Origin of the sequence: Actinocorallia libanotica (assembly GCF_039525175.1) — a bacterium.
In the GTDB taxonomy this organism is placed as follows: domain Bacteria; phylum Actinomycetota; class Actinomycetes; order Streptosporangiales; family Streptosporangiaceae; genus Actinocorallia; species Actinocorallia libanotica.
Window position 1 is genome coordinate 56,579 of record NZ_BAAAHH010000022.1, and the last position, 13,098, is coordinate 69,676.

At 71.6% G+C, this 13,098-nt stretch carries 12 protein-coding genes; 5 read left to right on the plus strand and 7 right to left on the minus strand.

Annotated elements, in window-relative coordinates; translation table 11 throughout:
• Positions 1–41: 41 nt before the first annotated feature.
• On the minus strand, positions 42–500 hold the full coding sequence (locus ABD140_RS24340) for a gamma-glutamylcyclotransferase family protein (protein WP_344243271.1): 459 nt from the start codon (positions 498–500) through the stop codon (positions 42–44).
• Positions 501–555: 55 nt separating this feature from the next.
• On the opposite strand from ABD140_RS24340, the gene ABD140_RS24345 reads away from it, so the two are divergent.
• Positions 556–1,944 (plus strand): NAD(P)H-quinone dehydrogenase, encoded by a 1,389-nt coding sequence (locus ABD140_RS24345; protein WP_344243272.1) that lies wholly within the window; start codon positions 556–558, stop codon positions 1,942–1,944.
• 4 nt (positions 1,945–1,948) lie between these two features.
• Here the strand turns inward: ABD140_RS24345 and ABD140_RS24350 are convergent, their stop codons facing one another.
• A complete protein-coding gene (locus ABD140_RS24350; RefSeq protein WP_344243273.1) occupies positions 1,949–2,500 on the minus strand; it encodes a PH domain-containing protein in 552 nt (183 codons plus the stop codon).
• Between the two features lie 102 nt (positions 2,501–2,602).
• Between ABD140_RS24350 and ABD140_RS24355 the strand changes: the two genes are divergently transcribed.
• Positions 2,603–4,039, plus strand: a complete 1,437-nt coding sequence (locus ABD140_RS24355; protein WP_344243274.1) for an OmpA family protein — start codon at positions 2,603–2,605, stop codon at positions 4,037–4,039.
• Positions 4,040–4,045: 6 nt separating this feature from the next.
• Here ABD140_RS24355 and ABD140_RS24360 read toward each other — a convergent pair whose 3' ends face one another.
• The 5 genes from ABD140_RS24360 to ABD140_RS24380 all read right to left on the minus strand — a co-directional run bounded on the left by ABD140_RS24360 (position 4,046) and on the right by ABD140_RS24380 (position 10,082).
• On the minus strand, positions 4,046–4,699 hold the full coding sequence (locus tag ABD140_RS24360; protein ID WP_344243275.1) for a Uma2 family endonuclease: 654 nt from the start codon (positions 4,697–4,699) through the stop codon (positions 4,046–4,048).
• A 109-nt stretch (positions 4,700–4,808) separates the two neighbouring features.
• Complete coding sequence (locus ABD140_RS24365; RefSeq protein WP_344243276.1) at positions 4,809–6,098, minus strand: ABC transporter permease; 1,290 nt, start codon at positions 6,096–6,098, stop codon at positions 4,809–4,811.
• The gene (locus ABD140_RS24370; RefSeq protein WP_344243277.1) at positions 6,095–7,372 is read right to left on the minus strand and encodes an ABC transporter permease; all 1,278 of its coding nucleotides are present in this window, start codon (positions 7,370–7,372) and stop codon (positions 6,095–6,097) included. Before ABD140_RS24370 ends, ABD140_RS24365 begins: the two co-directional genes overlap by 4 nt.
• Complete coding sequence (locus ABD140_RS24375; protein WP_344243278.1) at positions 7,365–8,885, minus strand: ABC transporter ATP-binding protein; 1,521 nt, start codon at positions 8,883–8,885, stop codon at positions 7,365–7,367. The genes ABD140_RS24370 and ABD140_RS24375 overlap by 8 nt, the downstream gene beginning before the upstream one ends.
• A 132-nt stretch (positions 8,886–9,017) precedes the next feature.
• Positions 9,018–10,082 (minus strand): BMP family lipoprotein, encoded by a 1,065-nt coding sequence (locus tag ABD140_RS24380; protein WP_344243279.1) that lies wholly within the window; start codon positions 10,080–10,082, stop codon positions 9,018–9,020.
• Between the two features lie 231 nt (positions 10,083–10,313).
• Here ABD140_RS24380 and ABD140_RS24385 point away from each other — a divergent pair, with 231 nt between their 5' ends.
• The 3 genes from ABD140_RS24385 to ABD140_RS24395 are packed head-to-tail and all read left to right on the plus strand — an operon-like array spanning position 10,314 to position 13,095.
• Positions 10,314–10,727, plus strand: coding sequence for a cytidine deaminase (locus ABD140_RS24385; RefSeq protein ID WP_344243280.1), 414 nt, complete (start codon positions 10,314–10,316; stop codon positions 10,725–10,727).
• A gap of 11 nt (positions 10,728–10,738) precedes the next feature.
• Positions 10,739–12,016 carry a thymidine phosphorylase gene (locus ABD140_RS24390; protein WP_344243281.1) on the plus strand — a complete coding sequence of 426 codons (1,278 nt, stop codon included), beginning with the start codon at positions 10,739–10,741 and terminating at the stop codon, positions 12,014–12,016.
• Positions 12,013–13,095 carry an adenosine deaminase gene (locus ABD140_RS24395; protein WP_344243282.1) on the plus strand — a complete coding sequence of 361 codons (1,083 nt, stop codon included), beginning with the start codon at positions 12,013–12,015 and terminating at the stop codon, positions 13,093–13,095. Before ABD140_RS24390 ends, ABD140_RS24395 begins: the two co-directional genes overlap by 4 nt.
• Positions 13,096–13,098: the final 3 nt, after the last annotated feature.

Here is a 13,098-nt window from a genome sequence, read left to right on the forward strand (position 1 = left end):
TCTCCCGCCGTTTCCGGCCCGGATTTGGAGAGTCCTCCAGCTCAGGCCTCGGTGCCGAGGGTGTCGCAGGGGCGCTCCCGCAGCTCCTTGACGTACGGCTCGGGGGCGCCGGCCTTCTCCGCGGCGTCGGCGATGATGCCGAGGAACCGCGCCGAGGGCAGGCCGCCCTCGTAGGCGTCGAGCACGTAGATCCAGGCCAGCTCCTCGCCGAAGAGCGTCTGCACCCGCACCCTGATCTTGGTGTAGAGGCCCAGCTCGTGGCCCTCCCAGGCGTCCAGGGCCTGCTCGTCCCACTCGGGCACGTCGTAGAGCGCGACGAAGACCTCGCCTCCGGGGTCCTCGACCACGGTGGCCAGCGCGCCCTCCCAGCCGATCTCCGCACCGCCGAAGGTCAGCCGCCAGCCCTTGAGCCAGCCGGTGTCGCGCAGGGGTGAATGGGGAGCCCGCTCAGCCATCTGCTCGGGGTCCATGTTGGAGGCGTACGCCGCATACAGAGCCACGATGACCTAGCGTACCCGGCCCATCCATCGACCTTTGTAGGAAAGAATGGGCGTTGTGAGCACGCGTATCGTCATTCTGGGTGGAGGACCGGGCGGTTACGAGGCCGCCCTCGTCGCGGCGCGGCTGGGCGCGGACGTGACCGTCGTGGAGCGGGACGGGCCCGGCGGCGCGAGCGTCCTCTACGACTGCGTCCCGTCCAAGACCCTGATCGCGACCTCCGTGCGGATGTCGGTGCTCAGCGAGTCCGCCCAGCTGGGCGTGCGGTTCGACGGCGGCCCCGACGGCGAGGTGGGCGGCGTCGCCGCGGACCTGCCGGTGATCAACAAGCGGGTGAAGGACCTGGCCCGCGCCCAGTCCTTCGACGTGGCCGACCGGCTCGGCTACGAGGAGGTCAAGATCGTCCGGGGCGAGGGGCGGCTGGACGGCCCGCACGCCGTGGTGGTCGGCGAGCGCCGCATCGAGGCCGACATGATCATCATCGCCACCGGCGCGACGCCCCGGGTGCTGCCCGGCGCCGAGCCCGACGGCGAGCGCATCCTCACCTGGCGCCAGCTGTACGACCTGGACGAGCTGCCCGAGGAGCTGATCGTGGTCGGCTCCGGCGTCACCGGCGCCGAGTTCGCCGGCGCCTACCTGAGCCTGGGCTCGAAGGTGACCCTGGTCTCCTCGCGCGACCGCATCCTGCCCTCCCAGGACGCCGAGGCCGCCTCCGTGCTGGAGGAGGTGTACCGGCGGCGCGGCATGAACCTGCTGAGCCGCTCCCGCGCGGGCGCCGTCGAGCGCTCCGGCGACGGCGTCGTGGTGACCCTGGAGGACGGCCGCAAGGTCCACGGCTCGCACTGCCTGATGACCGTCGGCATGGTCCCCAACACCCGCGGCATCGGGCTGGAGAAGGCGGGGGTGAAACTCGGCCCCGGCGGCTACGTCGAGACCGACAAGGTGTCCCGCACCTCGGTGCCCAACATCTACGCCGCAGGCGACTGCACCGGCGTCCTCGCGCTGGCCTCGGTGGCGGCGATGCAGGGCCGCATCGCGGTCTGGCACTCCCTCGGCGAGGCCGTCCAGCCGCTGAAGCTCGGCTGGGTCAGCTCCAACATCTTCACCGACCCCGAGGTCGCCTCGGTCGGCGTCACCCAGCAGATGGTCGACAACTGCGAGGTCGACGCCCGCACCGTCATGCTGCCGCTGGACACCAACGCGCGGGCCAAGATGCAGGGCTTCGAGGACGGCTTCATCAAGCTGTTCTGCCGCCGCTCCACCGGCATCGTGCTGGGCGGCGTGATCGTCGCGCCGCGCGCCAGCGAGCTGATCATGACCCTGGCCGTGGCCGTGCAGCAGCACCTGACCGTCGACCAGCTGGCGCACACCTTCACCGTCTACCCGTCGCTGTCGGGCAGCATCCAGGAGGCCGCCAACCGCCTCACGGTCGACTCCGCCTACTGATCCCTCACACCACCAGCAGGACGGTCAGCGCGGCCAGCGGCACGAGCACGGCGGCCAGAGCGGGCCAGGACCAGGTGACGGCGACCTCGCCGTCGCCCGCGGACCGGGCGCGCACCTCCGCCAGCTGCTCGGCGGCGAAGTCGACGGGAGTGCGTCCCGCCACCTGCGCCGCCAGCTTCCCGGGCAGCCGCGGGTCCGGCTTCGCGCGCTCGGCCCGCGCGGCGGAGCGCGCCGAGGACTGCACCGCCCACGCCTCGACCTCGCCGCCGTCCCAGGTGACGGTCAGCGCGCGGCCCGAGCGGATCTCCCTGATCCGCCCCCAGGGCAGCCGCGTGGTGCGGAACGGGTTGCGGACGACCAGCGCCGTCTCCTCCGCCGCCACCCGGGGCCGCAGCCCCAGCGCGTAGGCCAGGCCGCAGCCCAGCAGGAGCACCGCGGCCGCGATCGCCGAGGCCCGGTCCCTGCCCCGGACCGCCACGTCCACCAGGGCCGCGGCGGCGACGACCAGCCACACCCAGCTCACGACGGACCCGACGGCGGAACGGAACGGCTTCATCCTTCCACGATAGTGCGGCCCGCTTCCCCGCCCTTTCCGTGGACCGGGGCGGGCAAAGGTGATCGAATGGCGGTGTCCGCCCCCCTCCCGATGGAGACCGCGATGCGCGTGCTTCCGATCGCCGCACTGCTCGTCCTGGCCGTCGGCTGCAGCGGTGCCGAGGATCCGCCGCCCGCTCCGCGGCCCCCGGGCGGCGTGCCCCCCGCCGCCGCCTCGTCCGCCCCGGCGGGCCCGCGGGCGCTCGCCTCGGTGGACGTCGACGCCAAGGTCAAGGCGCGGCTGGAGGTCGTCGGCCTCAACCGCCACGGCGGCGAGCACGTCCTCGCGCAGATCCGGGTGACCAACAACGACACCGTGGACTTCAACCCGCTGGACCACCTGGCGGACGACACCGACGCCACCCCCGACATGGACCGCGCGGGCGGCATCTTCCTCCTGGACACCGCCGCCCGCCGCGTGGTGAAGCCCCTGCAGGGCGCCGACGGCTGCGTGTGCAGCCGCGGGGAGAGCGTGCTGGGCTCCTTCCTGGAGCCCGGCGAGCAGAAGACGTTCTTCGCGGTCCTGCCCGCCCCGTCCGGCGGCGCGAAGACCGCGACCCTGCTGACCCCGATGTCCCCGCCGCTGGTGGACGTCCCGATCAGCGATGAGCCTCCGGCCGGGCAGGACTTCCCCGAGCCGGTCGGCGAGAGCGTCTCCTACCCGCTGGACGCCCACTCCGAGGACGACGAGAGCGAGCTGCGCGACGACGGGCGCCAGGTCCAGGTCAGCCTGTCCGCCGACGTGCTGTTCGCCACCGGCTCCCACGCCCTGACCGCCGCCGCGGGCACCCTCATCGAAAGGACCGCCGGGCGGATCTCCGGCGGCGCCGTCAAGGTCGAGGGCCACGCCGACTCCACCGGCACCTCCGCGGTCAACACGCCGCTGTCCCGCCGCCGCGCCGCCGCCGTGGCCGCGCGCCTGAAGAAGCTGCTCCCCGACGCGGACTTCACCACCGAGGGCTTCGGCTCGTCCCGGCCGCTCTACCCCAACACCACCGACGAGGGCCGCCGCCGCAACCGCCGGGTGACCATCACCTTCACCAAGGCCGACGAGCCCGCGCCGCGCCCCACCAGCGCCGCCCCGGCCGCTCCCGCGGCCCCGGGGAACGGCTTCACCGTGGCCGTCGACCCTCTTCGCCCGGTCGGCGGCGGCCTCTCCCTGCTCACCTACGCCCTGACCAACACCGGCCAGCGCCAGGTCTCCCTGCAGAGCCTCAACGACGACACCGACCGCACCTGGCTGAAGTTCCGCTTCTGGGCCGCGGCGAACGCCGAGCTCGTCGACGGCGACCGCCGCATCCCCCCGGCCCGCTACCTCCTGGGCACCCCCGCCCAGGGCTTCTCCCAGCTGTGCCTGTGCACCAAGACCTCCGGCATCGCCACCGGCGCCGACCAGTTCGCCCCCGCCCAGACCAAGCACTTCTGGGCCCTGGTCCAGACCCCCTCGGGCCCGGTCACCGCGGAGATAGCCGACCTCCCCGCCGCCCCCGTCCCGAACTGACGCCGGTCATCCCCAGAGCGACCATCTGCCGGTGGGGATCGTCAGCCCGAAGGGCTCGGGAAGCACGACGTCCTCTCCGAAAGCCCACACCTGCTTGTCCAGGTAGGCTCCGGCGCCGGCGTCCGGGATCGTGTAGAGCACCACCTGAGCGACCTTCGGATCCCGGTCGACCAGCAGGTGGTAGGGGACCTCCGCTCGCGCGTAGCCGTTCCACTTGGTGGCGCGGCCGTCCAACGGCGGGCGGTCCCGGAAGGCGTTGCTCGGCGAGGTGACCTCCACCACCAGCTCGACCTCGTCCGAGACCAGGCAGCTCACCTCGGGCTGGAGGTTCAGCTCGGTCTCCGGCGCCTCCCCCACCACGAGATCGGGTATGGCACCGAACTTCTTCTCGGCCTCGATCAGATCGAGGTTCGGTCCTGACAGACACTCCCACTCATGCTCGGTGTTCACCTGCCGCGCGAACGCCTGGGCGACATACCAGACGATCTTTGCATGCCCGACCGACGGTGCCGGCGACACGACGACCACCCCCCCGATGACCTCGACACGGGCCCCGTCGGGCGCGCCGACCGCATCGGCCAGCTCCCCTCGCACGAACAGGGCGTGCGGCGTGTCCGGGAGGACGATGGAGCTGTAGCTGCACAGATCAGCAGTGACCACTTTCGGTTCCCCCTCGCTCACACTCTGCTCCCGGCATCGTAGGGAAGGCGTCACCTCAAGCGTATGCAGTTCCTCGTTTTCCGCGGGATGTGCTTTGAGTTTTTACTGGTCAGCCCTTGGTGTAGGGCTGACCGTCGGCGGCGGGGGCTCGGACGTGGCCGACGAGGCCGGCGACGGCGAGGACCGTGGCGAGGTAGGGGAGCATCGACAGGAACGAGGTGGGGACGGGGGTCTGCAGCGGCTGGACGGCGTTGGAGAGCCCGCCCGCGAAGCCGAAGAGCAGTGCCGCCCACAGCGCCCCGACGGGCGACCAGCGGCCGAAGATGACGGCCGCCAGCGCGATGAAGCCCTGTCCCGCCGCCATGTTCTTGTTGAAGCTGATGTTCAGGCCGATGGTGAGCCAGACGCCGCCGAGGCCCGCGACGAGGCCCGCGACGAACATGTTGAGGTAGCGGGTGCGGATCACGTTGATGCCGACGGTGTCGGCGGCGGTGGGGTGCTCGCCGACGGCGCGGGTGCGAAGCCCCCAGCGGGTGTGGAACAGCGCGACGTGCACGACCGCGATGAGCAGCATCGTCAGGTAGACGAGGATGTTCTGGTCGAACAGCACCGGGCCGATCAGCGGGAGCTTGGCCAGCAGCGGGATCTCGAACTCGGGCAGGGCCAGCGCCTGGTTGTAGGAGAGGCTGTCCTTCTGCATGACGCGCTCGTAGAAGAAGCCGGTCAGGCCGGTGGCCAGCATGGTCAGCACGACGCCGAGGACGACCTGCTCGACCAGGTAGCGCTGGGCGAAGACGGCGAGCAGCAGTCCGAACAGGCCGCCCGCCACCGAGCCCGCGACCAGGCCGGCCCACAGGGAGCCGGTCACCGACGAGGTGAAGGCCGCGGTGCAGGCGCCCAGCAGGAACTGGCCCTCGATGCCGACGTTGATGACGCCGGAGCGCTCGCCGATCACCCCGGCGAGCGCGCCGAGGACGAGCGGGACGGCGGCCAGGACCGTCGCCTCCAGGACCGCCGCGAGGTTCAGGCTCCCGCCCGCCGCCGCCCAGGTCAGGAAGGCCAGCACGTAGCAGAGCAGGAACCCGCCCGTCAGCGCGGCGCCCAGCCGGCGGGCCGGCGGGAGCGCCAGCTTCGCCGCCCCGCACAGCGCGGCGAGGACGGCCAGGGCCAGCGCGGCGGGCCCGGCGGGCAGCGTCAGGTCGGGCAGGGTCAGGCCGGTGGCGTTGCTGAGGTTCAGCACGAACCGGGTGTCGGCGCCGTCGGTGCGGCTGCCCAGGCCGAACGCCCAGACCCCGTACAGCCCGGCGGCGATCATCGCGATGCCGCCGTAGAGGCGGCCCCGCTGCATGCCCGCCCCGGCCGGGGCGAGGTTCTCCGGCGGCAGCACCGTGGCCGTCATCCGTTCCATCCCTTCGAAGCGAGTGCGGCCTGGGACGCTCCGGCGCCCTTGAGGCGGAAGATGCCGCGGACCAGCGGCGGCGCTGCCACGAACAGCACGATGAGCGCCTGGATGACCGTCACGATCTCGATGGAGACCCCGGACGCGGCCTGCATGGAGCGGCCTCCGGCCTGCAGCGCGCCGAACAGGATCGCGGCGAAGACCGTCCCGACCGGCGAGGCGCGGCCCAGCAGCGCCACGGTGATGGCGGTGAAGCCCAGGCCCGCGTCGATGGAGGGGGTGAGCGCGTTGTTGGCGTTGGCGGTGCCCAGCACCTGGGTGGCGCCGACGATGCCCATCAGCCCGCCGGAGACGAGCATGGCCATGATCTGGCTCCTGCCCACGCTCATGCCGGCGGTGCGGGCTGCGGCCGGATTGGCGCCGACGGCGCGCAGCTCGAAGCCGAGGGTGGAGCGGTTGAGCAGCCACCAGCAGAAGAACACCGCGGCGATCGCGATCAGCAGGCCGGCGTGCAGCCGCAGGCTCCCGCCGCCCTCGGGCAGCCAGGCCAGCAGCCGGGGCAGCTCGGCCGCCTCGGACACCGACTTGGACAGCGGCTCGTTGCGCTCGTGGTTCTTGATCGCGTCGGTGGCGATCAGCCAGACCAGGAAGGACAGGGCGACGTAGTTGAGCATGATCGTGACGATCACCTCGTGCGCGCCGGTCCTGGCCTTGAGGACGCCGACCAGCGCACCGTACAGGGCGCCGCCGGCGATGCCGCCCAGCACCGCGAGCACCGCCGCGACGACGACCGGCCCCTGCACCGTGAAGCCGACCACGGTCGCGCAGATCGCGCCCATGATCAGCTGGCCCTGGCCGCCGATGTTGAACAGGCCGGAGCGGAAGGCCAGGCCGATGGCCAGGCCGCCCAGCAGCAGCGGTGTCGCCTCGGTGAGCGTCTCGCTGAACGGGCCGATCGCGGTGGCCACGTTCCAGGAGCTCTCGGGATCCCAGATCGCGCCGCGGAACAGCGCGCCGTAGGCCTCGCCGACCGCGGTCCAGGACGCCGAGAACGCGTCGCCGGGGGCGGCGAAGAAGTACGAGAAGGTCTCGCGCACGTCCTCGTCGGACAGGACGATGAGGATCGCGCCGAAGAACAGCGCGAGGACGACGGCCAGCGCGGTGACCAGCCAGGATCCTTCGAGGATCTCGTCCAGCACCCGCCTGAGGCCGCCGGGCGGCGGCGTCTTCCCGGCCTCGGGGGCCGCCTTCTTCTCGGTCGGCTGTTCACTCATCGACGACGTCCTCGGGGTGCGCTCCGGCCATGAGCAGGCCGATCTTCTCCGTGGAGGTGTCCGCGGGCACGACGGCCACGATCCTTCCTCCGTACATCACGGCGACGCGGTCGGACAGCGCCATGACCTCGTCCAGTTCGGTGGAGACCAGCAGGACGGGACGCCCCTGGTCCCGCTCCCTGATGATCCTCTGGTGGATGAACTCCATCGCGCCGACGTCCACGCCGCGGGTCGGCTGGGAGATCACCAGCATGTTCAGCGGCCGGGACATCTCCCGGGCCACCACGACCTTCTGCTGGTTGCCGCCGGACAGCTCGCCGACGGGCTGCTCGATGGAGGTGGTCCGGATGTCGAACTCCTCGACCCGGTACGCGGCGTTGCGCCGCACCTCCTTGACGTCCATCGTGCCGCGCCTGCCGAACTCCGGCCGGTCGTACAGGTCGAGGATGAGGTTCTCGGCGACGCTCGCGGTGCCGACGAGCCCGTCGTGGCCGCGGTCCTCGGGCACGAAGCCGAGCCCGGCGCGCAGCCGCTCCCGGGGGCTCCTGCCGGTCAGCTCGACGCCGTCCAGCGTGATGGAGCCGCGCTCGGGGGTGACGAGCCCGAGGACGGCCTGGGCCAGCTCGGTCTGCCCGTTGCCCTGGACCCCGGCGACGCCCAGGACCTCGCCGGGCCCGATGTCGAGGCTGACGCCGTCCACGACCGCCTGGCCCGCGAGGTTGCGCACCGTCAGGTCGCGGATGGAGAAGGCGGGCGCCGCGCCGGTGTCGCGCACGGGCTCCTTCTCCACCTTCAGCCGCACCTGGCGGCCGACCATCAGGGCGGCGAGCTCGGACTCGGACGCCGACGGCTCGGCGGTCCCGACGACCTTCCCGCGCCGGATCACGGTGATCCGGTCGGCGACCGCCTTGACCTCCTTGAGCTTGTGGGTGATGAAGACGATGGCCGTCCCCTCCTCGCGGAGCCGGCGCATGACGGTGAACAGCTCCCGCGTCTCCTGCGGGGTGAGGACCGCGGTGGGCTCGTCCAGGATGAGGATCTTGGCGTCCCGGGTGAGCGCCTTGACGATCTCGACGCGCTGCTGCACGCCGACGGACAGGTCGCCGACCTTGGCGTCGGGGTCGACGGCCAGGTGGTAGCGCTCGGAGACCTCGCGGACGTGCCGGCGGGCCGAGGCGTGGTCGAGGAAGGGGCCCTTGACCTGCTCGTCGCCGAGCATGACGTTCTCGGCGACGGTGAAGACGGGCACGAGCATGAAGTGCTGGTGGACCATCCCGATCCCGGCGTTGATCGCCGAGCGCGGCCCGTCCAGCCGCAGCGGCCGGCCGCCGACCCGGATCTCGCCCTCGTCGGGCTGGTAGAGCCCGTAGAGGATGTTCATCAGCGTCGACTTGCCGGCGCCGTTCTCCCCGAGCAGGCAGTGGATCTCTCCCGGCCTGACCTCCAGGTCGATCGCGTCGTTGGCCACCAGCGAGCCGAAGCGCTTGGTGATGCCCCGCAGTTCAAGTGCCACCCTGGGTCCTTCCCGGAAAAGCGGTGGGGGCGGAAGATGGCCTGCCCGGTGGTCCGGCGTGCCGCGCCCGTCCTGCTTCATGGAACGGGGCGGGAGCCGTGCTCCCGCCCCGTGTCACCGTCTCCCCGCCGTTCAGCCCTGGGGCTGCGAGGGCGAGGTGATCTCGATCTTGCCGTCGACGATGTCGGTCTTGATCTTGTCCAGCTCGGTCTTCAGGTCGGCCGGGACCTTGTCCTCGAACTGGTGGAAGGGGGCCAGACCGGTGCCGTTGTTCTTCAGGTCGCCCAGGTAGCCGCCGGTCAGGTCGCCCTTGGCCGCGGTGGTGACGGCGTTCTCGACCGCGCCCTTGACGTCCTTCATCACCGAGGTGAGGAAGACGTCGCAGTACTGCTCGGCGAACTCGCAGCCGTCGGTGTCGACCCAGATCACGCTGGCCTTGCCGCCGGACTCCTTGGCCGCGGCCGCGGCGCCCAGGCCGGTGCCGCCGGCGACCGGGAAGATGATGTCGGCGCCCTGCTCGATGAAGTTCTGGGTGATGCTCTTGCCCTTGGCCTGGTTGTTGAAGTGGTCGGCCATCGAGCCGCTCTTGGGCTTGGTCTCGTCCCAGCCGAGGACCTGGACGTTCTTGCCCTTCTCCTTGTTGTAGTGCTGGACGCCCTCCCAGAAGCCGTCCATGAAGATGGTGACCGGCGGAATCGCCATGCCGCCGAAGGTCGCCACCTTGCCGCTCTTGCTCATGCCCGCGGCGAGGTAGCCGGCGAGGAAGGAGCTCTCGGCGGTGTTGAACTGCATGCCGTAGATCTTCTTGCCCTCGACCGTGGGCGAGTCGACGATCGCGAACTGCTGGTCGGGGTGCTGGCCGGCCGCCTCGGTGGTCGCCTCGCCCATCAGGCCGCCGACCGTCACGACGAGCTTGCAGCCCTTCTTGACCAGCTCGTTGATGTTGGGCACGTAGTCGTTCTCGCTGCTGGAGGCGATGAACTGCTCCTCGCCGCCGGCCTGCTTGATGCCCGCCTGGATGCCCGCCCAGGAGGCCGCGTTGAAGGAGCGGTCGTCGATGCCGCCGGTGTCGGTGACCATGCAGGCGGAGTAGTCGGACTTCTCGGCGCCGGCCTTCTCCTCCGGCTTCTCCCCGCATGCGGCGACCAGCATCGCCAGCCCGGCCATCCCGGCAGCGAGCCGGATCCCCTTGGACACTTTGCCTCCATGTGGTACGAGCTACGGCAACCCTTGCCCAGCCAGTGCGGTATTCAGGTTCACCGTCCGTGGCCGCGGTCGTCGATATGGCACATCAAGTTGTGGGCATACCGTTACGGAAAATACCGCTTGCGGGGGTCGATACCGTCATACGTGTGACGGTAACTTTAAGCCCTGTTCGCCAGGATTGGCGACCCCCTCTGAGCTGGGGCACCGTATTACGCTCACCACATGGAAGAGATCGACTGGGTTTCCCTCCGCGCCGCCGCCCAGGCCGCCATGGAGCATGCGTACGTGCCCTACTCCCATTTCCCCGTCGGTGCCGCCGGCCTGGCCTCCGACGGGAGGATCATCACCGGCTGTAACGTCGAGAACGCCTCCTTCGGCCTCACGCTGTGTGCCGAATGCAGCCTCGTCTCGGCGCTGCACGGCGCCGGGACGCCGGGAGAGCTCACGGTCGGTGAGACTCCGCGCCTGGTGGCGGTCTCGGTGGTCGACCGCCACGGCTCCCCCCTCACGCCCTGTGGCCGGTGCCGCCAGGTGCTCTACGAGCACGGCGGCCCCGGCATGCTCCTCGAGACGTCCGGCGGAGTGAGGCCGCTCCGCGACTACCTGCCCGACGCCTTCGGGCCCGAATACCTCTAGGAAGGTTCCCCATGGACGCCATCGAGGTGATCGTCGCCAAGCGCGACGGCGCCGAGCTGAGCACCCCCCAGATCGACTGGGTGATCGAGCACTACACCTCCGGGGTGGTGGCGCACGAGCAGATGGCCGCGCTGAACATGGCCATCCTGCTCAACGGCATGTCGCGGCGCGAGATCGTCGACTGGACCCGGGCGATGATCCGCAGCGGCGCGCGCATGGAGTGGACGGCGCTGGACCGGCCGACCACCGACAAGCACTCCACCGGCGGCGTCGGCGACAAGATCACCCTGCCGCTGGCGCCCCTGGTCGCCGCCTGCGGCGGCGCGGTGCCCCAGCTGTCCGGGCGGGGCCTCGGGCACACCGGCGGCACCCTGGACAAGCTGGAGACGATCCCCGGCTGGCGGGCGCACCTGTCCGGCGAGGAGATGCTGGGGGTCCTGAAGGACACCGGCGCGGTGATCTGCGCCGCCGGCGAGGACCTGGCACCGGCCGACCGCAAGCTGTACGCGCTGCGCGACGTCACCGGGACCGTGGAGTCCATCCCGCTGATCGCCTCGTCGATCATGTCGAAGAAGATCGCCGAGGGGACGTCCGCGCTGGTCCTGGACGTCAAGGTCGGCTCGGGCGCCTTCATGAAGACCGTGGAGCACGCCCACGAGCTGGCCCGGACCATGGTCGAGCTCGGTCTGGACGCGGGCGTGAAGACCGTGGCGCTGCTCACCGCGATGGACCGCCCGCTGGGCAACACCGCGGGCAACGCGCTGGAGGTGGCCGAGTCGGTGGAGGTGCTGGCCGGCGGCGGCCCCGCCGACGTGGTGGAGCTGACCGTCGCCCTCGCCCGGGAGATGCTCGACGCCGCGGGCCTGGACGGCAAGGACCCCGAGGACGCGCTGCGGGACGGCTCGGCGATGGACGTCTGGCGCCGGATGATCCGCGCGCAGGGCGGCGACCCCGACGCCCCGCTCCCCACCGCCCGCGAGACCCACACCATCACCGCCTCGGCCTCGGGCGTGCTCACCCGGCTCGACGCCTACGCCGTCGGCCTCGCCGCCTGGCGGCTGGGGGCCGGGCGCGCCCGCAAGGAGGACCCGGTGAGCGCGGGCGCGGGCGTCGTCTGGCACGCCGTGCCCGGCGAGCACGTCGCCTTCGGCCAGCCGCTGTTCACCCTGCACGCCGACGAGCCCGCGCGGTTCGAGCGCGCCCTGGCCGCCCTGGACGGCTCCTTCGACCTGGTGGAGCACGGCACGCCCGACCTGCTGCCCCTCATCATCGAGAGGATCGACTCATGACGAGCCGCGTACCCGCGCTGGAGGAGATCCGGCGCGCGCCCAAGGTCCTGCTCCACGACCACCTGGACGGCGGCCTGCGCCCCGCCACGATCGCCGAGCTGGCCGACGCGCACGGCTACACCGGCCTGCCCGAGAGCGAGCCCGGGGCGCTGGGCCGCTGGTTCCGCGACGCCTCCGACAGCGGCTCGCTGGAGCGCTACCTGGAGACGTTCACCCACACGGTCGCCGTCATGCAGACGCCCGAGGCGCTCTACCGGGTGGCCCGCGAGTGCGCCGAGGACCTCGCCGCCGACGGCGTCGTCTACGCCGAGGTGCGCTACGCCCCCGAGCAGCACCTGGTGCAGGACATGACCCTGGAGGCCGTCGTCGAGGCCGTCAACGCCGGGTTCGACGACGGCGGGCGCGAGCACGGCGTCCAGGTGCGCTCCCTGCTGACGGCCATGCGCCACCAGGCGCGCAGCCGCGAGATCGCCGAGCTGGCCGTGCGCTACCGCGACCACGGGGTGGCCGGGTTCGACATCGCGGGGGCCGAGGCGGGCAACCCGCCGACCCGCCACCTGGACGCCTTCGAGTACCTCCAGCGGGAGAACGCGCACTTCACCATCCACGCGGGCGAGGCGTTCGGGCTGCCCTCCATCTGGCAGGCCATCCAGTGGTGCGGCGCCGACCGGCTCGGCCACGGCGTGCGCATCATCGACGACATCGGCGAGGACGGCGCGAAGCTCGGCAGGCTCGCCGACTACGTCCGCGACAAGCGCATCCCGCTGGAGATGTGCCCGACGTCCAACGTGCAGACGGGCGCGGCGCGCTCCATCGCGGCGCACCCGATCGGCCTGCTCACCCGGTTGCGCTTCCGGGTCACGGTCAACACCGACAACCGGCTGATGAGCGGCACCAGCCTCTCGGAGGAGTTCGCCCACCTCGTCGAGGCCTTCGGCTACGGCTGGAGCGACCTGCGCTGGTTCACCCTCAACGCCATGAAGTCGGCGTTCCTGCACTTCGACGAGCGGCTCGCGCTCATCGACGACGTGATCAAGCCCGGTTTCACCGCGCTGGAGGAGGCGGCGGACCGGGGCTGAGCG